The sequence below is a fragment of the Brevibacillus dissolubilis genome (assembly GCF_006170445.1).
Classification (GTDB): domain Bacteria; phylum Bacillota; class Bacilli; order Brevibacillales; family Brevibacillaceae; genus Brevibacillus_B; species Brevibacillus_B dissolubilis.
In genome coordinates this window covers 287,339-309,839 of record NZ_VCNA01000006.1, presented here as the reverse complement: position 1 = coordinate 309,839, position 22,501 = coordinate 287,339, and the positions used below count along the sequence as shown (strand labels likewise).

The 22,501-nt window shown below is 53.0% G+C and carries 21 protein-coding genes; 6 read left to right on the top strand and 15 right to left on the bottom strand.

From position 1 onward, the window contains the following. Nucleotides 1-13 precede the first annotated feature (13 nt). Nucleotides 14-655, top strand: coding sequence for a copper amine oxidase N-terminal domain-containing protein (locus FGI41_RS14055; protein WP_139490968.1), 642 nt, complete (start codon nucleotides 14-16; stop codon nucleotides 653-655). A gap of 440 nt (nucleotides 656-1,095) precedes the next feature. On the opposite strand, the gene FGI41_RS24995 is transcribed toward FGI41_RS14055, so the two are convergent. From FGI41_RS24995 to FGI41_RS14015, 9 genes are all read right to left on the bottom strand, one after another. Continuing rightward, nucleotides 1,096-1,266 (bottom strand): hypothetical protein, encoded by a 171-nt coding sequence (locus FGI41_RS24995; RefSeq protein WP_176560273.1) that lies wholly within the window; start codon nucleotides 1,264-1,266, stop codon nucleotides 1,096-1,098. 147 nt (nucleotides 1,267-1,413) lie between these two features. Further along, nucleotides 1,414-3,036 (bottom strand): long-chain fatty acid--CoA ligase, encoded by a 1,623-nt coding sequence (locus FGI41_RS14050; RefSeq protein WP_139490999.1) that lies wholly within the window; start codon nucleotides 3,034-3,036, stop codon nucleotides 1,414-1,416. Nucleotides 3,037-3,070: 34 nt separating this feature from the next. Next, on the bottom strand, nucleotides 3,071-4,114 hold the full coding sequence (locus tag FGI41_RS14045) for a CaiB/BaiF CoA transferase family protein (RefSeq protein ID WP_139490966.1): 1,044 nt from the start codon (nucleotides 4,112-4,114) through the stop codon (nucleotides 3,071-3,073). Further along, entirely contained in the window at nucleotides 4,114-4,926 is an 813-nt protein-coding gene (locus tag FGI41_RS14040; RefSeq protein ID WP_139490964.1) for an SDR family NAD(P)-dependent oxidoreductase, read from the bottom strand. Before FGI41_RS14040 ends, FGI41_RS14045 begins: the two co-directional genes overlap by 1 nt. 32 nt (nucleotides 4,927-4,958) lie before the next feature. Beyond that, nucleotides 4,959-5,345: a MaoC/PaaZ C-terminal domain-containing protein gene (locus FGI41_RS14035; protein ID WP_139490962.1), complete on the bottom strand. Its 387-nt coding sequence runs from the start codon at nucleotides 5,343-5,345 to the stop codon at nucleotides 4,959-4,961. After that, the gene (locus FGI41_RS14030; RefSeq protein ID WP_139490960.1) at nucleotides 5,346-5,801 is read right to left on the bottom strand and encodes a MaoC family dehydratase N-terminal domain-containing protein; all 456 of its coding nucleotides are present in this window, start codon (nucleotides 5,799-5,801) and stop codon (nucleotides 5,346-5,348) included. 32 nt (nucleotides 5,802-5,833) lie between these two features. Beyond that, entirely contained in the window at nucleotides 5,834-6,979 is a 1,146-nt protein-coding gene (locus FGI41_RS14025) for an acyl-CoA dehydrogenase family protein (RefSeq protein ID WP_139490958.1), read from the bottom strand. A 3-nt stretch (nucleotides 6,980-6,982) separates the two neighbouring features. Beyond that, the gene (locus FGI41_RS14020; RefSeq protein WP_139490956.1) at nucleotides 6,983-8,167 is read right to left on the bottom strand and encodes an acetyl-CoA acetyltransferase; all 1,185 of its coding nucleotides are present in this window, start codon (nucleotides 8,165-8,167) and stop codon (nucleotides 6,983-6,985) included. Nucleotides 8,168-8,182: 15 nt separating this feature from the next. Further along, on the bottom strand, nucleotides 8,183-9,703 hold the full coding sequence (locus FGI41_RS14015) for an OB-fold domain-containing protein (protein ID WP_139490954.1): 1,521 nt from the start codon (nucleotides 9,701-9,703) through the stop codon (nucleotides 8,183-8,185). Nucleotides 9,704-9,902: 199 nt separating this feature from the next. Here FGI41_RS14015 and FGI41_RS14010 point away from each other — a divergent pair, with 199 nt between their 5' ends. Together FGI41_RS14010 and FGI41_RS14005 are read left to right on the top strand one after the other, a co-directional pair. Then, on the top strand, nucleotides 9,903-10,259 hold the full coding sequence (locus FGI41_RS14010) for a DUF952 domain-containing protein (protein WP_139490951.1): 357 nt from the start codon (nucleotides 9,903-9,905) through the stop codon (nucleotides 10,257-10,259). Between the two features lie 48 nt (nucleotides 10,260-10,307). Next, entirely contained in the window at nucleotides 10,308-10,769 is a 462-nt protein-coding gene (locus FGI41_RS14005; protein WP_139490950.1) for a YiiD C-terminal domain-containing protein, read from the top strand. Between the two features lie 84 nt (nucleotides 10,770-10,853). Here FGI41_RS14005 and FGI41_RS14000 read toward each other — a convergent pair whose 3' ends face one another. From FGI41_RS14000 to FGI41_RS13990, 3 genes are all read right to left on the bottom strand, one after another. Beyond that, nucleotides 10,854-12,908 (bottom strand): tyrosinase family protein, encoded by a 2,055-nt coding sequence (locus FGI41_RS14000; RefSeq protein ID WP_139490948.1) that lies wholly within the window; start codon nucleotides 12,906-12,908, stop codon nucleotides 10,854-10,856. Between the two features lie 491 nt (nucleotides 12,909-13,399). Continuing rightward, nucleotides 13,400-14,359 (bottom strand): hypothetical protein, encoded by a 960-nt coding sequence (locus FGI41_RS13995; RefSeq protein WP_139490946.1) that lies wholly within the window; start codon nucleotides 14,357-14,359, stop codon nucleotides 13,400-13,402. Continuing rightward, the gene (locus tag FGI41_RS13990; protein ID WP_139490944.1) at nucleotides 14,356-14,889 is read right to left on the bottom strand and encodes a DUF6932 family protein; all 534 of its coding nucleotides are present in this window, start codon (nucleotides 14,887-14,889) and stop codon (nucleotides 14,356-14,358) included. The genes FGI41_RS13995 and FGI41_RS13990 overlap by 4 nt, the downstream gene beginning before the upstream one ends. Nucleotides 14,890-15,044: 155 nt before the next feature. Between FGI41_RS13990 and FGI41_RS13985 the strand changes: the two genes are divergently transcribed. Together FGI41_RS13985 and FGI41_RS13980 are read left to right on the top strand one after the other, a co-directional pair. Then, entirely contained in the window at nucleotides 15,045-16,547 is a 1,503-nt protein-coding gene (locus FGI41_RS13985) for a thermonuclease family protein (protein WP_139490942.1), read from the top strand. Between the two features lie 191 nt (nucleotides 16,548-16,738). After that, nucleotides 16,739-18,871, top strand: coding sequence for a PAS domain S-box protein (locus FGI41_RS13980; protein ID WP_139490940.1), 2,133 nt, complete (start codon nucleotides 16,739-16,741; stop codon nucleotides 18,869-18,871). 16 nt (nucleotides 18,872-18,887) lie between these two features. Here FGI41_RS13980 and FGI41_RS13975 read toward each other — a convergent pair whose 3' ends face one another. The 3 genes from FGI41_RS13975 to FGI41_RS13965 form a co-directional block, all read right to left on the bottom strand. Beyond that, nucleotides 18,888-20,210 (bottom strand): TrkH family potassium uptake protein, encoded by a 1,323-nt coding sequence (locus tag FGI41_RS13975; RefSeq protein WP_255298465.1) that lies wholly within the window; start codon nucleotides 20,208-20,210, stop codon nucleotides 18,888-18,890. 139 nt (nucleotides 20,211-20,349) lie between these two features. Next, nucleotides 20,350-21,144, bottom strand: coding sequence for a dioxygenase family protein (locus FGI41_RS13970; RefSeq protein ID WP_139490937.1), 795 nt, complete (start codon nucleotides 21,142-21,144; stop codon nucleotides 20,350-20,352). Nucleotides 21,145-21,150: 6 nt separating this feature from the next. Continuing rightward, nucleotides 21,151-21,564, bottom strand: a complete 414-nt coding sequence (locus FGI41_RS13965; protein ID WP_139490935.1) for a DoxX family protein — start codon at nucleotides 21,562-21,564, stop codon at nucleotides 21,151-21,153. A 293-nt stretch (nucleotides 21,565-21,857) separates the two neighbouring features. On the opposite strand from FGI41_RS13965, the gene FGI41_RS13960 reads away from it, so the two are divergent. After that, on the top strand, nucleotides 21,858-22,415 hold the full coding sequence (locus FGI41_RS13960; RefSeq protein WP_139490933.1) for a helix-turn-helix domain-containing protein: 558 nt from the start codon (nucleotides 21,858-21,860) through the stop codon (nucleotides 22,413-22,415). Nucleotides 22,416-22,501 lie beyond the last annotated feature (86 nt).

Here is a 22,501-nt window from a genome sequence, read left to right as displayed (position 1 = left end):
GGAATGATTCCGCATGAAAATGAAATGGATGATAGCAGGCACTCTCCTCTCCGTAACCCTGACCGCTGGTGTCGCACTCGCTGATGCCCAGCCGATCAAGCTGATCATCAACGGCTTGAAACTCTCCTTGCAAGAAGCTTCGCCAAAGATCATCGATAGCCGCACCTATGTCCCGCTCCGTGTCGTCTCGGAAAAGCTGGGTGCACAAGTCAACTGGGATGCTAAGACCCGCACGATTGAAGTCAAGTCTCCAGAAGCCAAATCCACCAACCTGCGGATTCAACAGCTGGAGGCGGCACTCACTCCGCATACACCCAAGGATGCAATCAAAACCTATGCAGAAGGCGTAAAAACCCGCAACGGCGCTCTGCAATACGTCGCGCTCTCCCCTGAGCTGAAGCAGGAGAGCAAAAAGGATTTTGAGAGCTCCAACTGGGTCACAGGGGTATCCAGCCCATGGATCGACAAGTATGAAATCCTCAAAGAAGTGAAAAAAGATGAGAAGACCTACCAATACTCGATCAAATACTCCTTGGCCACCTCAACCGGACCATATAAGGATGTGACGGAAACCTATCTCGTCAAAAAATATGATAATGCATGGTATATCACCTCTGTGGGCACGGACTCGGGTAAGGTTTTGCCGCCACAGTAGCGGCCATAAGGGTTGATTTCGCGAACACTCCAAATAAAACGAGGAAACGACTTTACTAAGCCGCTTCCTCGTTTTTTTCATGTTTTTGTATAGATGATGATGAGAGGAGGTTCCATTCTATCGTCAGATGCTTACTTTCTTGTGCCTCCGGTTAATAGGGTGCAGCTTTGTGTTTTTGCAGCACATCCTCCGGCTTATGTAACGGCTCTAAGCCATATTACTCATACAATCCGTGGGCGAAAGCGAGGGTTTCGTTGTACCCAGTAGGAATCATGGTGCAGGTGGTTCGTGCCATCTCTCTTCTCCCCTTTTTCTATGGTGAATATCCCTTCCCGCCTATACGCTGCAGGCTGTTGGCACGAGTATACCGCAGCCTTGGTGAGAAGGGATATGGATTGGTGAGATGGTCATTTCTGTTACCTTACCTCCTTGCCTGCCCGCTAGTACAGATAATCAAAGAAGCTGCCGATTGGCTCGCCCAAGACGAACAGCAACGCAAACAAACTGACCAAAAACAGCGCGATCAGCAAGGCGTACTCGATGAACCCAGGTTCGATATCACTTGACCAGAAACGTTTAACAAACCGCCTAAGGCGTGTCATGAACCGCATGATGCTCCACCCCCATACTCTACAATATGGCAGGAAGGAAAGTCGGTTTGGACACACACCCAATACTAGGAAATTTGTGTGGGAGATCGGTAGAAAAAAGCCCGCCTTTCTGCCCCATGGGAGCATAAGGAAAGGCGGGCCATCACCTTAGGACTGCTGGAGATGCTGATTCAACTGGTCACGCAGCTGACGCTTGAGGAACTTGCCGACAGAGGTTTTCGGGATTTCGTTCATGAAGATGATATCGTCTGGCAGCCACCATTTGGCGAAGTGAGGAGCGATGAAGCTGAGCAGGTCATCTTTGGTCACCTTATCACGGTAGGCTTCCTTGAGCACGACACATGCGACAGGACGCTCCGCCCACTCTGGGTGCGGTACACCAATGCAGGTCGCTTCAAAGACAGCCTCATGCGCCATCAGGGCGTTTTCGATGTCCACGGAGGAAATCCATTCGCCGCCGCTCTTGATCAGATCCTTGGTGCGGTCGACGAGCTTAATCGTGCCTTCCTCATCAATCGTCGCCACGTCGCCGGTATGCAGCCAGCCATCGATGAACGCCTCACTGCTGCGCTCGTCCTTGTAGTATTCATCAGCAATCCATGGGCCGCGGATCAAAAGCTCGCCCATCTCCTGACCGTCTGGAGTGACTTCGCCGTTGGGGCCGACCACCTTAATCTCCAAGCCAGGTACGACGAGACCCTGCTTGGCAGAGATGTCCAGCTTCTCTTCTGGGGACAGGTCTTGTTGATAGCTTTTCAGACGGGCGCAGGTGACGACCGGGCTTGTCTCTGTCATCCCATAGGCATGGAGGAACGGCACACCATACTTGGTCTCATAGGCTTGGATCACCCCACGCGGAGCCGCAGAACCGCCGCAGACGATGTTGCGCAGAGACGAGATATCATAGTTGCCCGCTTCGAGCACCTGCAGCATCCCGAGCCAGATCGTAGGCACGCCTGCAGTGGTCGTTACTTTTTCCTGCTGAATCAGTTCAGCCAGCAGCTGTGGAGTAAAACGAGGCCCTGGCATCACCTGTGTCGTACCAAACCACGTAGCGGCAAATGGCAGCCCCCACGCATTGACGTGGAACATCGGTACGACCGCCATCGCGATATCAGACTCAGACAGCGCTAGCGTATCGACCAAGCCAAGAGCCATACAGTGCAGGACGATGGAGCGCTGGGTGTAGGTCACTCCTTTTGGATTACCTGTGGTTGCAGAGGTGTAGCACATCCCGGCCGGAGCATTCTCATCCAGATCTTTATCGAAGGCAAAGGTCGGGTCACCCTTCTCCAGCAACTTTTCGTAGGAGTGAACACGGGTATGCTCCAGGCTTGTCTCTGGGAGCTCCTCGTAATCTGTCATGACGATGAATGTTTTAACCGTGTGCAGATGGTCCTTGATCGCTTCTACCAGCGGCCAGAGGTCCTCGTCGACGAGCAGCACCTGGTCTTCGGCGTGATTGATGATGTAGGTGATATGTTCCGGTGAGAGACGGATGTTGATCGTATGCAGAACCGCACCGATACCTGGGATCGCGAAGTAGGCTTCCAGATGGCGGTGATGGTTCCATGCGAGTGTCCCTACACGCTCCCCTTTTTGTACGCCAAGCTGGGTCAGGACGCTGGCGAGACGGCGGGTGCGCTCACCGATTTGACGGTAGGTGAAGCGTTGGATGCCGGTTGCGGTTCGGGAGACGACTTCTTTTTTAGCAAAGTATTTTTCTGCGCGTTCGAGCAGTGGTGCGACGAGTAACGGTACATTCATCATCATGACAAGATCCCCCTCATATGCATTCGTTTTTCTATGATAAAAGCTTGCTGATCACTTCATCGGTATGCTCACCCAGCGCCGGGGCACGGTGTCTCACATCCTGCAGCGGGCCAAAAATCGCGGTGAGAGCTTCCGGCGGCAGTTCGTCCACCTCCAGAACCGGGGTCAGACAGCAGTCCACCTGCTTCCCGAACTGGGACCATTCTTCCATCGTGCAGCTTTGAAACAGGTTTTGGATCTGGGCATAAATAGTGTTATCTTCCGTTGCCGCTGACATGTGGTACAAAATCCAATCCGCTCTGCCCACTCCTTCGCAAAACTGCTTCCAGAACTTCATCTCCAGCGCCGCCAGTGTGACATAGCGCTGATCCTTGGTCTCGTAGATCGCGTAGTTGACGATCTCGCCAGCCAGATTGGGGATGCCTGTGCGAATGCCGTGCTTGCGGGCGATTAAGAGATGATTGTTCATCACCCGGTACATCGCATCGATGATCGCGATGTCGAGGTAACAGCCCTCCCCTTTGATCCCGCGCTGCACCAAGGCGGCGAGGATGCGTTCGCTTGCGGTCATGCCGCCGATCAGATCCCCGAGTGTGATGCTTGGCTGAATCGGCACTCCAGCCGTATCCTTGAGCTGGGCCAGTACGCCTGATAGTGCCAGAAAATTCAGATCATGACTGCCAAAATCGCGTCGTGCCCCTGTCTGACCATATCCGGACAGCGAGCAATAGATCAGCCGTGGATGGGCTTGGCTTACCTGCTGGTAACCAAGCCCGAGCCGATCCATCACACCCGGACGGAAGCTCTCGATCAGCACGTCCGCCTGTGAGATCAGCTTGTGGGCGTGTTGCTGTCCTTCCGCAGTCTTGAGGTCGAGCACGATGCTTTTTTTGCCACGGTTGTTGGCGCGAAAGACGACGTCATTGGCTTCACCATCCATCTCCATGGCACGGCCCAAGTCGCCTTGGGGAGGCTCGATTTTGATCACTTCGGCCCCCATCTCAGCAAGGCGCTGGGTCGCATATGGCACGGGGATGTAGTTCGCAAACTCGACGATGCGAATCCCCGTAAGCATTAGGTGTACCACCCACCGTTAATAGAAAGCACTTGACCGTTCACATAGTTGGAGAACGGGGAAGCCAGATAGAAAATACCTGCGGCTGCTTCCTCAGCAGATCCAGCGCGTTTTTGCGGGATCGAGTGGGCAAACATCTGCTTCACTTTTTCCGGAATGCCGAGCGGGATGCCGTCAAAGGTTTCGCCCATCTCTTTGGCTTGGGTCAGGCGGGTATCGATCAGGCCGAAGGAGACGGCGTTGCAGTTGATATTGAACTGGCCCCATTCACGGGCAACGGTTTTGGTGAGGCCGATCACACCTGCTTTGGCGGAGGCGTAGTTGGCTTGGCCGACATTGCCCATCTCGCCTGCAACAGAGGAGACATTGATGATTTTGCGGTAGACGGTGCGGCCTGCATCGATATCTGCTTTGCCTGCGTCACGCATATATGGGGATGCTTCCCGGATCAGACGGAAAGGGGCGGTCAGGTGTACATCGATCATCGCCTGGAACTGCTCATCGGTCATTTTGTGCAGCATCCCGTCCCAGGTGTAGCCTGCATTGTTGACGAGGATGTCCAATTGGCCGAATGCCGCAATCGTTCCATCGATCAGCTGCTTGGCAAAAGCCGGATCGGTCACACTGCCGCAGATCGCCACAGCTTGACCGCCTTTTTCTTGGATCGCTTTTACCACTTCTTGTGCCGGTTCGGCGTCACGGTCGGAGACGACGATGCGCGCTCCATGCTCGGCCATCAGCTCAGCGGTGGCACGTCCCACGCCACGGCCTGCGCCGGTGATAATCGCTACTTGGTTGTCGAGAAGTTTCATCGATTGGTAGCCTCCCTGTTCCCTGTTGGGATTTATGATTTTGCCGCTTCAAAAGTGCCTTTCAGCTTGGTCTCACCCTGCTCGTTCTTGACGATCAGCTTCCCACTGACACGTGCTTCGCCGTCTACTTCGCGTTCTCCCGTGATCTCGCCGGTCACCGTCAGCGACTCACCAGGGCGGGTCATCGCGGAGAAGCGTACCTGAAAATTGCGGATGTTGCGGCGGGGAAACCATGTAGACAGCGCTTCCCCGGCAAATCCCATCACGAGCATGCCATGTGCAATCACGCCGCCCAATCCGGCTTGTTCGCCGATCGGGACGACGGTATGGATCGGGTTAAAATCGCCGGACGCCCCTGCATAACGGACCAGCTGGGTATGGGTAATCGGTTCTTTGACGATTGGAGTCAGTTCGCTCATCTATTGCTCTCCTCCCACTCGTTCGATCACGTTGGAACGTGCGATGAGGACCGTTTCGCCCTCAGCATTGGTATAGGTAGTCTCCAGCAGGAAAAAGTTCATCCCGCGCTTATGCTCGGTCGAGATCACCTTGGCCTGGACGTACAATTCATCACCCGCGCAGATTTCACCGTAATACTGATACTCCTGCTCGCCATGCAAGACCTTCAGCGGATTGAGGTCCAGTGACTTGATGATCGCTTCAAAATCATTGCCGCCCCACATATCCAGCACCGTCGGAAACGTCAGCGGCATCGGCACATCCCGGTATCCTTCCGCCTGTGCCGCCTCCTTGCTGTGATAGATCGGATTCATATCACCGATCGCCAGAGCAAATTCTTTAATCTTTCCACGCTCCACCACAAACGTATAGGGTGGGAACTGATAGCCTTCCTTTTTGGAAATATCTTTGAGCATATTCATCCTCTCCCTTCATTCACCATGTGGTACTACAGCTCCATGTTTTTGGCGATCACACTCTTCATGATTTCATTGGTTCCCGCATAGATCGAGGACACCTGAATGTCGCGGAAACGGCGGGCGATCTGGTATTCCTCCATGTAGCCATAACCGCCGTGCAGTTGCATGCACTGACTGGCGACGCGCTTTGCCATGTCGGTCAGCCACCATTTGGCCATCGACACCTGGGTGACGACATCCTTTTTCTCCATATGGTTGACGATCAGATCATCAATGAACGTGCGGCCGATCTGCACCTCTGTCGCCATCTCTGCCAAGGCAAACTGAATCGTCTGCAGCTTGCTGATCGGCTTACCGAAGGCGGAACGGCTTTTGACATAGTCCACCGTCATCTCGAGCATCTCTTCCGCAGCGATCTGTGCCTGAATTCCGACGACGAGACGCTCTTGCTGCAGGTCATTCATCAGGTAGTAGAAGCCCTTGCCCTCTTCACCCAACAGGTTCTCTACAGGTACTTTGGCATCTTCAAAAATCAGCTCGGCCGTGTCTTGGCTGTGCAGCCCCACTTTATCCAGCTTGTTGCCGCGTGAGAAGCCAGGGGTGTCACGCTCTACGACCAGCAGGCTGATCCCACGGTGTGCAGGCTGTGCCTGTGGATCGGTCTTGACGACCACGACGATCCAGTCAGCTAAAATCCCATTGGTGATGAAGGTCTTCGTCCCGTTGACGATATAGTGGTCGCCCTGACGGATCGCTGTCGTCTTGATCCCGGCCAAGTCAGACCCTGCTCCCGGTTCGGTCATCGCGATCGCACTGATCAGCTCACCTGTGATACTGCGCGGCAGCCAGCGCTGCTTCTGCTCCTCGGTGCCATAGTGGGTGATATAAGGCAGCACGATGTCATTGTGCAGAGAAATCCCGATCGTGCTCGACCCAAGCCGCTCCAGCTCTTCAGCCAGCACGACCGAATAGCCAAAATCCAAGCCAAGGCCGCCGTACTCTTCGTCCACCCAGCTGCCGAGGAATCCGTTCTTTCCAAGCTTCTGCCACAGCTCGCGGGGAATCAGGCGATCCACTTCCCACTGGTCATAATACGGATAAGCTTCTTTCTCTAAAAATTTACGCAAGGAATCTCGAAACATTTTATGCTCATCGGTTACGTATCTTGCCGTCATCTATTAATACCTCTCTTTTCCTAATATCGAAATAAAAGAAACGCATTGCCACGGAAAGCCGCCAAGATTGTGTGTCAATCCAAGCTTGGGGGTGTCCAGTTGCCGCTGTCCTGCCCGTCCCTGGAATTGCAGGTACAGCTCATACATCATCCGAAGACCACTGGCACCGATGGGGTGACCGAACGATTTGAGTCCGCCGTCTGGATTGACCGGAAGCTCGCCGTCCAGATCGAAGACCCCGTTCATCACATCCCGCCATGCCGTGCCCCGCTCGCTGAACCCAAGGTCCTCATAGATGATCAGCTCAGTCGGGGTGAAGCAGTCGTGTACCTCTGCCAGATCCAGCTGGGTACGCGGATTGGTGATGCCTGCTTGGCGGTAGGCTTCCTTGGCTGCATGAATATTTTCTTGGATATACGTAAAATCAAAATCTTGCCGCAGACGACCATCGCCCGGCCCGACGGAGACAGACAGGGCTTTGACATAGACGGGATCTTTGCGGTATTTTTCCGCGAGGTCGGTCCGCACGATAATCGCCGCTGCTGCTCCGTCGGCAACACCTGAGCAGTCCATGACACCGAGTGGAGAAGCGACCATCGGCGACTTCATGATCCGCTCCATCGGCACCTCGCTGCGGTATTGGGCTTTCGGGTTCAGCGCGCCGTTGCGGTGGTTTTTCCAAGCGATCCGGGAGAGAACCTCTTTGCCCTGCTCGGGGGTCAATCCGTATTTGTTGAAATAGGCTGGCGCCAGCAGGGAAAAGGCAGCGGGAGCCGTCAAATTCAGCGCCGTGCCGTCTGAGGGCGGTTCACGCAGGACGAGACCGCTGTAGCCGGAATCCTTGAGCTTTTCTACCCCGATAGCCAGCACCATGTAATAAGCTCCGGATGCGACCGCATAGCAAGCCTGACGGAATGCCTCCGAGCCGGTGGCACACATATTCTCCACGCGGGTGACAGGGATGTATGCTGTCTTCAGCGCACTAGACAGCGTCATGCCTGCGTAGCCGGAATCCATCGTGCCAAGCCATGCCGCTTCCATGTCAGCCGGCTCTACACCCGCATCGGCAAACGCCTCATACGCCGCTTCGATCAACAGATCATCGACGCTTTTGTCCCAATGCTCCGTGAAGCGTGTACAGCCCATCCCGATAATCGCCACCCGGTCGGTAATGCCTTTTTTGCTCATATCGTTCTCCCCCCTTTAGCGCTTTGGTCTGGCTTTCCAAGCATACGTGTGCAGTCCACCTGCCACGGACAGCTTGCGGAACGTAAGATCAAGCTCCAACCCGATGCGAAGCTCCTCTGGCTTGCAATCGGTTACCTCCAGCATCATCCGTCCCCCCTCGTCAAAATCGACGACCGCGATCATCACAGGTGAGGAGGCACTGGCTGCCAGATAGTCCACCGTATACGTCGAGATGCGGGCAGGACGGCCATAAAAACGGTACTCCTGCATCTCGTCCTTCGCCTGACAGGAAATACAGACGCGTTGCTTCGGATACTGCTTCGTCCCACACTGGGTGCAGACGGTTCCGTACAGCGCCAGATTTTGCCGCAGATTGCGCTGCATTGCAGGTACCGACGGACGGTCAGGGTCAGGACGGCGGCCCGGTTCAAGCGGGAGCAGCCCTTTCCATTTGAGGTAGCTGGTGTAGGCGAGCGTGTTGTCAGCTTGTTTGAGATAGCCTTGGATGCTGCGGGACTTTCGGTTGTCACTGTTTTCGCGGGTTTCGCGGTAGGTAAGGATTTGTTCCGTCACTTCGAACAGCAGAGCGTCGCACCCTTCTCCGAAGCTCAAGAAAAGGATTCGTTCCCCCGGCTGTGCCTGCTCTAATGCACTGGCAAGCATCATCGGGGCATAGGCTGTCCCTGTATGACCGATATGCTGTTCCAAGCCCGGTACAAGTTGTTCTTCAGTAAGTCCCAAGGCACGGGCGGCTTCCTGCTGCATCCGCGCGTGTGGTGCCGGCAGGACGACACGGTGGATCTCTGAAAGCATGACCCCGCTCGTCTCGACCAGTCCGTGAACGGCTGCCCGCAGCGCTGTACCATACATCCTGGCGACAAAGCGGTCTTCCCACATCTGTACGAACTCATCTGATGCGCTCCGCCATTGTCCTGTCTGCTCTGCCGCGATGCTGTAAGCGCTTACGAATCTGGCTATCACTTGTTCCCCTGAACCGATGAGAAAAGCCGCTGCTCCATCGCCCAGCACCGCCTCCAAAGCCCCCTGTGCACCAGCCAGCCGTGTATCAGCGGCAGCGACCAGCACTACTCCGTTAGGCTCCTGATGTTGGGCTTCACTTGGACCTTCGGGATTGGCTGTGTTTTGTCCCAGTCCCGCAGTCACCGCAGCAAAGTCCAATGCAGCCAGCATCGCCTGTGAAGACGCCCGCAGACTGTGGCTGACATCCGCTGTCCGGACCGCCGTGTTGAGATCTAGTGCCGCCGCCAGTGTCACCGATGCCTGCTTTTCTGCATACGAGGGTGTCGTGGTCGCCAGATAGACAGATTTAATTGAAGATACTGAATCTTTACAGGATAACAAGCTGTCCAAGCTCGCCTCCACCGCAAGGGTCACGCTGTCTTCATCATAGTGGGCCACGGCTTTTTCCCCTGCTTGTGCACGGTCTCCGTATGCCTGCGCGATCGTCCTGCGTGTCAAACGATGATACGGGATGTAAGCTCCAAAACCCAGAATTCCGCATGGTTGGTTCGGCATGAGAAGTAGGTCACCGCCTTTTCTTACGTTTCCTATTCCTTATATTACAACAATTGGTACGAAAAAATAGCTATTGAATTTTAAAACTTGTGCTTTTTCGCATAGTTTGGTACGCCAATCAGCCTATTCTTTCCTTCCGCTCCGAAGCGGGCTACAATACAATCATATTCAACTTACCTAAAAAGGACGGGATCCATCTATGAGCCTCATCGTAAAAACCTCCAATCACAGCCAATGGGCCGAAGCACAGCGTACCGAAAGCATTCATTTTGAATCACTGGATACAGAGGGCTTCATCCACTGCTCTACCCCTGCACAGGTGGAGGCGGTCTTGAACAAACTCTATCGCGGACGCAATGACATCCTGCTACTGCTCCTTGATGAGAGCAAGGTGACAGCCGAGATCAAATATGAACAGGCCAAAAACGGACAGCTCTATCCGCATATCTACGGCCCGCTCAATCTGGATGCTGTGGTAAAAACAGCAGCCGTCTTGCCAGATGCAGAAGGAAATTTCCATATCGATCCAGAAACTCTTACCCAAGACGTCATCTAACCGCATATACATAGAAACAAGCCTACTCTTATCTAGGGGGAAATTAGGATGAAAGAAATCATTCAAGCATTTTTCCAAAAAAATAACCCGTTCAGCCAAACTATCGGGGCTGAGGTCATCGCCGCTGAAAAAGGGGCGGTACAAGTCCGCCTGCCTCACCGCGAGGCCAACCACAATCATGTGAAAACGATCCATGCCGGGGCTCAGTTCACTCTGGCTGAAAGCGCCGCCGGTGCTGTGATGATGGCGACTTTTCCAGATCTGATTTCGGTGCCGAATAAGGTTACCCTGCTCGTGACGCATTCCTCCATTGATTACAAGGCTCCGGGGATTGGTGACCTGGACGCATTTGCCACGATTCCGGCTGATCTGGAGGAAGAGATCCGCAATACGCTGAAGCAGCCGGGAGACCGCATCCGCTTTACCGTTACAGCGACGGTGAAGCCTGTTGATGGCGAGGAGGCGTGTGCAGAAGCGGAGTTTGGATGGTATTTTAAGCTGAATGAATAGGTGATAAAAGAATGAACAACAGCCGTTTGCCCAGTGAAGTATACTGAGAGACGGCTGTTGTTTGTTTTTATTCGGTGTTTGTTTTTATTCGGTGATATGACGGATGGTAATCTCGCGCCAAGCTACATTGGACAGTCCTGCGAATGTCTGGTCAAACGAAGGCTTGCCCGCCTCATCTGTCTTGAACATTCGGTCAAACGGATAGCCCATCGGACGTGTATCCGGGTACTCCTCTTTGGCACCGCAATAGCTCATAGAGCCGCATTTGCTGGAATGGCTGACATGATCCTTGTTCCAATCGGTCAGCATGATCATCAGGCGGTACTTGCGCCCTTCTTCCGTCCCACGCGGCAACAGCAGATTATACGGCCAGCCGCAGTCGCAATAGTTCTCATCCACCAGTGCATTCAGCTGTGGATTGGAGGATGTGCTGACAGGGGTCTGATGCATCGCCGGCGGTTTGGTCGCTGGCTTGCGGATGACAGAGCTGAGCGAGGCTGGTTGCCAGACGACCATGTTCTCCCCTTTTGGCACAGTGATGCGGAATTTGTCCATCTCAATCCACATGCGGCGGTCGTCCACATATTCGGCATCGCACAGGAAGACACGGGCAGTTACATCTTGGTCAGCGGTCTGGTCGCTGTTCTGCAGACGGAAGAAATAGAAAAATTCCTTTTGATCCAGATATTCGATCTCATGCGGTGGCTCTGGTGATGCTGGATTCTCTGCCCCCGGCTCAACGGTGATGACGCGTCTGAGCATCTGGGTCTCCAAGGTATCGGTAGTCAGGTCGCTTTGGTAGAACGTTTCATTCCAATTTTGGTTGCCAAAATATTCTTGGCCGAACTTTTGCCAGTTATCCCATGGGACTTTGATCTGCTCGGTGAGTGTGAGCAGGATGTCTGGACTGCCCTCAGCACCTGGTGCGCTACCATCGATAGACTGGCGTATGCTGACCGCTTTGGGAGCATCGCTGAAGTCGTTCGGCTTCTGGCGGTTGTTGACTTCCCATGTCTCCCAGATGTTGTCGATCATCTTGTGCCAACGGAAAAACACATGGTCACGGCAGGCCACTCGGGTCGTCGTCATCACACCCGGATGATTGATCGGGTCCTCACTGAGTACGGACAAGACATCGTGACCATCGTTGTGAATGTTGCCGTAGCGGGAAGCGTTCAAGCCATTGTAAAAAGACGCGAAGTCTTTGGGGTTAAAAGCCACTGTCGCCACAGAACCAATGTCGGCTTCCAGCGAAGAGCCCAACAGCTGTGTCGTAACCGGCAGCTTGACTTCTACGCCATCCTCGTTGGGCACGGTAAAATAGCCGGTGGTACATGCTTCGATGAAGTTATTGTAATGCTCCCAGATTTTGTCCGGTGCTTCGGACGGATCGAGGGAACCCTCTGGATAATCCTTGAAGCTCTTGCCTGGTTGACGCACGCTGAACTGGTCGCGGAGGTACTGCCCCGGATCGTAGCCATACGGGTCGACCGCATCCGTGCTCCACGGTTCAACGCGTCCCAAGTCGGTCGTGACACGCTCTGAATCATAGCGGGCCAGCATTTGGCGGTGCATGTACAGGAACAGCTCGCCTTGGCGGTCTTTGAGCTTACCGCCCAACGGACTGTATTCGCTCGGCACTCCGGTAATCGGATAGACGACATGCCAGTGCTCGTGATGCTCATTCATCTTGGGGTCTTCACGGAACCATAGAAGTTGGTCTTCCGGGCTTGGTGGTACCAGACGCTTATTCCCTGCTTCTCTGGTGCCTTGCGGGGCAACAGAAGGAAGAACGGTATACGGCTCGCGTTCCTCCAGACTTGGGATACTCAGACCTGTCCCATGCGGATGATGGGTGACAAACATCTTGAGTGCATGCTTGATCAGCTCAGGGTCGCGTCCTTCTTGCATCCATTCCTTCGCCTTGCCAAGCGTCGCGTCGATCCCTTCTGCTTTGAAGGTACGGACCAATTCCTCTGTGGCTTGGTTCGCTTCGTTCATGTCGGCAAGACGGAATGGAGAAAATCTGCTTTTGAGGGGCGCTGCCGCCATCAATCGGTTGTTCGCCACTGCCGTTGCGGGAGCCGGAACGCTTTTCAGCAATTCATGAAACTGCGCTTGCAATTTGTGCTGTGCCATGGGTTCTCCTCCTACTTAATCTGAACTGAGGGGATCGGCTCCCCAGTGGTGCCTGGGTTAGAAGGGTCGGAAGCATCGTTTTTCATCACCAACATTATTACATTATATCCAATATTTTATAAATTCAAGCAAGTTTCCGAATTAGGAACTTGTTTAGATTTCATGAAAAAACGCGCATTGTTGTGGAAAGGTGGAGGTTGGCAATCCGCTCCGCCGATTAGCTCCCTGCAAAGGGAGTGAGGGCTGGCCGCTACGAAAAAGACATGGCTAGGACGGGGCAAAAAACATCTGGGTGTTCCAGGGAAGTGAGACTGTTTTGCCCCTAGAGGATTCGAGGAAGTAGGACGCCATGTCTTTTTCTCCGCTGGGATTGGGAGCTAAAAGGCTCGCGTCTTGCCAACCTCCCCCTCTCCAGCCAGCTTTTGCGGATAATCAAGCTTCAACTACTTAAGATGAAACACCAAGTGATAATTCCCAAGCTATTCCAAGTGCTACTCCAAATGCTGAAGAACCCAAAACGTCCGTGTCTTTTGCGATTTCATCGCACGCAAAACCGTCTTCTCAAAATATCCTTTAATCGGTCGCTTATCATATACATCCGCAATCTGCTCCCGAATCGCCTCGTTGAACGTACCTGCGATGATCTCCCCTGTTTCACTGATGTTGAACTTGAATGTCCCCTTGATCGCACTGGCTTCCAGAATCAGTCCATCCAGCTCCTCTTGGGAAACTTCTAATTCCTCGATCTCGCTCAAGGCTTCAGACAGTTCGGTCAATCGGGTTTTGGTTCCAGCCCATTGGCGTTGTTTTTTATAGAAGCTTTGCCAGTGGAGGGTCAGCTCCAGGTCGTTTTCTTTGAGTGTGTCGACGAATTCGATCAGCGTGTTGAAGGTGCGGGAGCCGATTTCTTTGGCGTAGCGGAGGATGACATCAGGGTTGTCGCTGGCATCTAAGAGGTCGAAGAGGATGACGAGGGATTCGTGCATGGTATCGTTCTGGGGGTATAGCTCCAGCTGATGCTTAGGGGAAAGCAGCTTGAAGCCGACCGGACCTTCGTAGATTTGGTGCAGGCGCAGCTGGGTGGTGTCGAGGACTTCATTGGTCAGCTTGCCACGGGAGCCGATGCCTTTGCCGACGGCTTGGGCGATCTCGCTGATCAGGGTCTGGATGGTGGTCAGGACGAGGCTGACGGTTTTGATCGCGGCCATGCCTGTGGCGACGGTGTCCCCGTGCAGGCGGACGTCCAGTTCCTCGTAGCCCAGCTCCCCGAGCAGATCCTGTTTTTCTTTTAACAGCTGATATTTAAGTGACAATAAACTCGTCAGACTCAACTCATAGGCAAATGAACGGGGTTCCCCATCCATCAACGTCTGCTTGTCCGCGATGAGCTGCTCCACTTCGCTCAGCTGGGAGTTGAGTGTTTTTAAGGCAAGGTCAGATGGTCGGCTCATTCCGTAATTCCTCCTGCATACAGAGTGGCAAAAGCAGACTCCAGACCCGCACGGTCGATCGTCAGCTTGATGATGCCTTGGGGGCGGTTCTTTTTATCGTACATGAGGAGCTGATAATACAGCTTCTGTTCGTTGAGATAGGCTTGGTAGGCAGGATCAGCCGGGTCATAGGAGACGAGCAGCAAGGAATTGCAGCCATAGGCTTTGGCTGTCTCTTTGCCGTTGAACTTGCCAGCCAGCCGCTTTCGCTTCGGGGCGGTGAGTCCTGACAGGTGTTGAGCCGGGATGATGGTGACCAGACTGATCTCTGTGGGATTGATCTGCTGTGTCGCAAACGGGCCGCCGACCAGAACCTCCACACGCTCGGTCACATCCAGAATCTCATGGAACAGACGCAAGAAGCCTTGGGCAATCTCTTGTCTGGTGGAAGACATCTGTTGATCAAAGACAAAGCATTGGGCAAACTGCGTCAAGCTCCATTCGTGAATACCAGGTTTTACATTGCCATGTGCGTCAAACCATTCCAGCATACTAAGCCACCCCTTCCCTTTCTTCCGAAGCATTCGTATGATTCTTAGTCTAGCATGTCCAGATAAAAAAAGTTGTCGATTTCTGGTAGGAATATAGCAACCATGCATGGAATCTCTCGTATACCGTGTTATCCATTAGTTGTAGGAGTGATGATGTGTTTCTTGACTTATTCAAAACCAGAGAACAACAATTGGCGCTCGTCTTCGTCGCAGCGCTGATCATCCTGCCATTATTTTCACTACGCTTCTGCTCCATCTCTGAGAGCATCATCTGGCCCGGTAGTTTGTTGATCATGGCTGCCGGACTGCTGTATGGCATCCAAGCCAAAAAGCGTGAGGGTACCAGCCGTTACGGTTTTTTCGTGGCAACCGCAGGCGCTACTCTCGCGCTCGGGTGGCATACGACGTTCAAGGTGCTTGAATCGATCGGGTTTGCCTTGTTTTTCATGATGGTGGTCTCGTTCGTTCTCGCTGCCGTTCAGCCACAGAAACGAAAAATCCATATGATCACGGCACTGACCTGCTTGTTCCTGAGTTTCTGCCTGGTCAACATCTCCAAAAACGGAGGAACCGAACGAATCTTCACCTGTGAAGCCAACTGGTACAAAGAGCCTGCAAGCATCGCTCCGCAGCCCAAGCCATCAACAACGGCAGCTGGATCTGCCCCAGTCGCCACGACTCCCAACTCTCTCGATCAAGACCCCGACCTCATCCCCGCCAAGCTGGTTCGCCTCATCGACGGGGAGCATATCGAGGTGAAGCTAAAGGAGCAACACCAAGTGATCCGTCTGCTCATGGTCGACACGCCAGATACCATCAGCACCACGGACAACGATAGTTCCATTCCGTACGCCCCCGAGGCTGTTGCCAATCTGGAACGAACCTTGCACTTAAATGACCAGCTCTTCCTCGAATATGACGATACGCTTACCTCGGACGAGGACGGCCACCCGTACGCCTATGTCTACGCCAGCGGTCATCCACTGAACGAAGAATTGGTCGAAAAAGGCTTCGCCCGTGTCGATTGGAAGACGTACGGCAAAGCCAAATATGCAACTCGGTATGGAAAGCTGGAAAACCGCGCCAAGGAGCTGAAATGGGGCATTTGGTCCGTCTCAACCTATGCCGATGCGAATGGCTACCACCCAGAGAAGGTGAAGCTCGTCGCAGGCAAATGGACAGCTGCCGCCGTCGGTACAACGAAGACAGCCACCCCAACCAGTACAACTGCGAAGCCTGCCACCACCGCCGGAACTGCACCAGCTCAAGCGAAAACAACGAGCACGAAGCCGGTCAGCGGTACCGCATCCACAAACACGACCACCAAGAGCACAACGACCACTTCCACAGGATCGAAAACCCTGCCTGCGAAGTCGACAGGTACCGCTCCCAAATCGACATCCACAACTTCCAGCAAAACTACAACCAATAGCTCTAGCTCCCCATCAAGCAAAACCGTCACAAGTCCCGCATCAACCAGCAAGTCTTCATCTGGCACCACAACCACCTCTTCGGGCAGTTCGTCCTCATCTGGTCGTTCAAGTGGCTCATCGTACAGCGGAAGCTCGTCTGGTAGCAGTTCTTCATCGGGTGGCAGTTCTTCTGGAAGCAGAAGCAGCTCCGGTGGCTCCAGCAGTTCAAGCGGAGGCCGACGTTAAGTATTTTTTCCGTATTCCAGCCCGTGATGGAAGTCTCTCCTTCCATCCGGGCTTTTTCGTTATATTCGTTATCAGTATATACTTTTTCGGTATTTTCGTATTTTTCTGTCAAAAATGATAGAATGAACAGGATAACATGAAAAATCTGCCGAACTAGTAAATACCTACAATTTCATAAGGATGGTGAGCGGATGGAATCTTCGGTTCATGTGTTATTCAACCATTCACCCATGGGAATCGGTATCACGGACGCAGACGGCACGATTCAGTGCCTCAATCCCACAGCGCTCAGGCTGTTGTCATGTAGCGCAGAGGAGATGACCGGTAAGCCCATTCAGCGTATTTTTCCTTGTCTTGACTGGGGTCAAATCACTTTACGGCTGACGGACGCTCCAGAGGAGAGTGTTTCGATTCAACAAGAGATATGCACCGTCAACAAGGCCAAAACATTTCTCCCGCTTGATGTACATATCTCTGTCGATCACTCCAAATCTCATACCCGTTATGTGATATTTTTTGGCGAGTGGAAGGGCCGTGATCATGGCTTTTTCCACTCGTTGTTCGCCCATAATCCGCACCCCGTCTATTCGGTGGACACGGAAGGCCGTTTTACCAGCGCGAATGAAGCGTGTGAGCGGGTGTTTGGCTATCCTGCCGATGCCTTGCTGGGCAAGAAATACCAGGATTTCTTGTCACCTAAGGAAGCGCTTTCTGCTATATCGCGTCTGGAGTGGGCCCTACAGGGTGGCAGCAACGAATCAAAGGTAGAGGTGATCTCTAGCACAGGTGAGCGCCTGTATCTACACGTGATCAGCTTCCCCAGGTTTATCCATAATGAAATCGATGGTGTCTACGTCATCGCGCGGGATGTCACCCGTGAATCACTGACAGAACAAGCATTGGAACACGCCCGCCGCGAATTGCAGGACACCCTGCAGCAACAAAAAGGCATGACCTTCAAATTCAGAGAGATCGACGGAAAATACACCTACACGATGGCCTATGGCGAATTGCTTTATCGTCTGGGTTTACGCCCAGAGACCGTCATCGGGAAAACACCCCAGACGCTTAACTCCGAGTTAAGACCCAAGGATGAGTATTACCGCCGGGCGATGGCAGGTGAAAATGTCACCTATGAGGACGAACTGAATGGTGTCTGCTATGTCGCAACCCTTCGCCCGATCTACCAAAATGGCGGTGTCGCAGAGGTAATCGCCTCCTGCGTCGATATCACGGAGCGCAAGCGGGCCGAGGAAGAGCTTCGCGCTACCAAAGACCTGCTCGAATCATTCTTTACCAACACCACGGATGCGATCGACGTCATTGATCTCGACGGCAGGATCGTGCAGATCAATAAAGCCTATGAACGCATGTACGGCTGGTCTGCCGAAGAAGCAATCGGTCAGCCCCTGATGATCGTCCCTCCTGAATACAAGCTGGAGTCCAAGCGACTAAGCCAAGAGGTACTGACGGGCCAGCAGGTCTCCGGCTACGAAACAATCCGCCAGCGCAAGGATGGCCAGCTGCTCCATGTCAGTCTCACCCTCTCCCCCATCCGTGACGCTTCGGGTCAGGTGATCGGCACCGCTGCCATCACCCGCGATATCTCCGAGAAAAAACGGACAGAAGAACTGCTCGTCAGCTCCGAAAAGCTCTCCGCGATCGGTGAGCTGGCCGCCGGGGTTGCCCACGAAATCCGTAATCCACTGACGGCTTTGCGCGGTTTTGTCCAGTTGCTACATTCGATGGTCAAGCAGCATGACGAATATTTTGATATCATGCTGACCGAGCTGGACCGGATTAATTTTATCGTCAGTGAGCTCTTGGTGCTGGCCAAGCCACAGGTGGTCAGCTTCCAAAAACGCGACCTGCACCATCTCCTGCACCATGTCATCACGCTTCTCGACACACAGGCGATCATGAGCAACGTGCAGATGTTCCTCCAAATCGAAAAAGACCTGCCGCTGATCACCTGTGAGGAGAATCAGCTAAAGCAGGTCTTCATCAACATTTTACGCAATGGAATCGATTCGATGGCAGACGGCGGACAAATCCATATCAAGGTGTCCACCCAAGCAGATGAAAGGATCGTCCTGCACTTCATCGACCAAGGCTGCGGCATCCCCGAGGAGCGCATCCCTAAGCTGGGTCAGCCCTTTTACTCTACCAAGGAAAAAGGCACAGGCTTAGGTCTGATGGTCAGCCAGAAGATCATCCGCGACCACCAGGGCACGATGAATATCGCAAGCGAGGTCGGCAAAGGGACGACGGTTACGATAACCCTTCCGCTGGTGGTCTCCCCTGCTGCTGCCTCGATCCGCTGATCCTGCATAAGCGCGGTTATCCGATGAGGACTTTTTCCTCGGCATATCGGAAGTAGCCGCCTTTTTTGTTGCCTTTGGACAGCAGAGCAAATGCCATAGTCAGCGGCCCGAGACGACCGATGAACATCAGGATCGTGATCAGTACTCTTCCCTCAGGGGTGAGATTCGGCGTCAATCCGACCGACAGTCCAACCGTCCCGAATGCAGAGATCGTCTCAAACAAGATCATCGAGAACGGCGCATCCTCTGTAATCGTCAGCAAGAAGAAAAAGAAAAACACGAACAAAATCCCGCTGACCACAATGGCGAACGCCTTCGTAATCAGGCTCCACGGAATACTGCGGCGAAATACATGGACATGCTCACGGTTCATCAGCACCGACCAGAGTGCCAGAATCATCAGGGAGAATGTCGTAACCTTGATCCCACCGCCCGTCGATGCAGAGGAAGCCCCGATGAACATCAGACCCATCACGACCACCTGTGTCGGAATCAGGATCTGGGTCATATCAATCGAATTAAATCCGGATGAACGAGGTACCATCCCATGGAAAAAGGACGCCCAAAACTTATGATCCCAGCTGAGTGGTGCCAAGGTATGCGGATTCCGAAACTCCAGCAAGAAAATCATGATCATCCCAAACAGACTGAGCGCCAAGGTCATACTGATCGTCAGCTTGGAATGCAGGGACAGCTTGCGGAAGGAACGCTTGTCCAGCAGATCCAGAACAACGGTAAAGCCAAGCCCCCCGATCATGAACAAGGTCGTAATGACCGAGATGATGACCGGATCGTTGGCCCACGGGGTCAGGCTGTCCGGTCGTAAGCTGAATCCCGCATTATTAAACGACGATATAGAGTAAAACACGCCACGGTACACCGCCTGAGCAAAAGGCATCTCCTGTGCCCAACGCAAGGTCAGAAACACCGCCCCAACCAACTCAATTATCAGCGTGAGTACGACGATGCGCTGAATCAGCCGGATGACCCCCTGAATCGATATGAGATTCAAAGAGCTTTGCAACAGCAGCCGATCCCGAAGTCCGATTTTTTTACCGGCCAGAATAAACATCAAGGCTCCTGAGGTCAGGACCCCCCAGCCCCCCATCTGGATCAAAAACAGCAGCAGGATTTGTCCAAACTTCGTAAACGTCGATCCTGTATCAACCACAACCAAGCCAGTCACACATACCGCTGACGTGGCTGTAAAAAGCGCATCCACAAAACCAAGACCCTGTCCGTCTTGCGTCGCAATCGGGAGCATCAATAGAAGTGCGCCGGCCATAATCAATCCGGCAAATCCTAATACAAGGGTCTGGGCAGGGTGTAATCGGAACATAAAAGCCGTTCTCCCTCCCATTTCTTTTCATCCCCTGATTATATCCAGAAAGGTTGTCACGTATCAAGGTAGAAATGTTAAGAAAAAAAGGCGGCTCATCCGATGTCGGACAAGCCACCTTTTTTATTGTGGACTGCTTTTATTCAAAGCAAAATACAATATGACTCAAGGTTCCATATTCATAACTGCGGTGGGTCACCTGTGTATGGTTGGCGCCGCCTGCTTCCTTCCCGCGGTCGGCACTCCCCATCGCGAGGAAGAATGGGACAAAGTGCTCGGCACGCGGCACCGCCATCTTGGCATATGGTGCCTGTTGCTCGTAGTCGAACAAGGCTGCTGTATCCCAGACCCGAGCCTTGTCGATCACCCAGTCGTCAAATGCGACGGTCCAATCAGCCGGCTCGGTCGCACTCCAATCGATACTGCGCAGATTGTGGGACGTCCCACCACTGCCGATCACCAGTACATCCTGCTCCCGCAAGCTGCGCAAGGCACGCCCGATGCGGTATTGTTCAGCCGGCGGCAGATTCAGATTAACCGACACCTGAATGACCGGAATCTCAGCCTGCGGGTACATGTGATGAAGCACCACCCATGTCCCGTGATCAAGACCACTCTGGGCATCCAGCTGCAATGCTACTCCCTCTTCACGGAACAGCTCTGCCATCTGATCAGCCACCTGCTTAGAGCCGCGTGCCGGATACTTGATCTGATACAGCTCATCTGGGAATCCGTAAAAATCATATACGGTCTCGTACACATCGTCACGGTACGTAATCGTCGTTACCTCGCGCTCATAGTGGGCAGAGAACACAACAATCGCTTTTGGCTTAGCCGCAAGTCCGTTCTTGAGCTGCTTCAGGTGTGCGGTGTACTCATTCTCTTGGATCGCCAAGAGAGGCGCACCGTGACAGATAAAAAATGCAGGCATCATCGTTGATCATCCCTTTACTTCTGTGCTGGATTTCTTACCAAACAACAAGCCGTCTACAGAGAGTGCACTTCCTTTTGCCATAGCCAGAGCGACCAGCATCGCGAGCAAAGCCAAGTCGAATTCATAGCCTGCTGCTCCGTCCGCACCCATCAAGCCGTTGCCGCCTTTTACCGTAATGATCGCGCCGATCATGATAAAGCCAAGTGCTGCGGAGATGACACGGGTACCCAGACCTACGATCAAGGCAATACCGCCGACAAGCTCCAGAACAGCTACCACATAACCCAGGAAGCCCGGAATTCCGATAGAAGAGAACCAGCCGGATACATTATCCAAACCCATTTGGAACTTCGCAAAACCGTGCGCCGCAAAAATAATCCCCACTACTACTCGTAATACTGTCAAAGCTGCGTTATTCATCTTATTATCAACCTTTCTTATTATAAATATTATATTCATATTACAAAACTTATGAGCCAAAAAAAGAGATGCTGCCAAGCTAGCACTTCATCCAGGTCACTCCTCTTTGTTTTCTCCTAAAAAACTTTGTTCGTTATCTGACACCTACAATGTATCATCTCCCGTTGATATCTGTCAATCACATTTTTTGTAATAAAAACTTTTGTTTTGTATGTAAAAACTCGATTCAAATCGAGTATACTTTATATTACGATAGAGAAAACAGGTTTCTACGTGTATGAGGAGAGAATCTTATGGACATCGGTTCCACGATCCGCGCGATCCGCAAGCGCAAAAATATAACCATCGCCCAATTATGTGAAGGGACAGGCTTGTCCAAGGGCTTTATGAGCCACGTGGAAAACAACAAGACATCCCCGTCGATTGCCACGCTGGACAGCATCGCCAAGTTTTTGAATGTGCCCCTCGCCTATCTTCTCTTGGAAAAAGAAGACCGCATGAATATCGTTCGCCGTGATGAACGCGCCCATAGCTTTTTTGGCAAAAACAAAATTCGGGTCGAGCATCTGGGACAGGAAGGCAGTCTCAAGCTGCTGCTGCTGGAGCTTCCACCGGGGTCACCGACTGAGCCTGAGCCTCATTCGCACAGTGGGGAAGAGATTCATTATGTGCTCAAGGGGACGGTTCGGGCCGAGCAGGGTGAGGATTCGGCTGTACTGCACGAGGGTGACACGTTTTCGTGGAAATCCTGTGTGCCCCATTTTGTGACGAATATCGGAGAAGAGCCTGCCCTGCTGCTGATTGCCAGCTACGATGAGAAGCGGGTCGACAAGGATTCAGACCTGCTTTAGTCATGCTGATGATGTATCGTATGGACAGTGCAGCACCGCAGCCTAATAGGAAACCCCGCATATCCATTTGTAAGCGTGTACAGGTG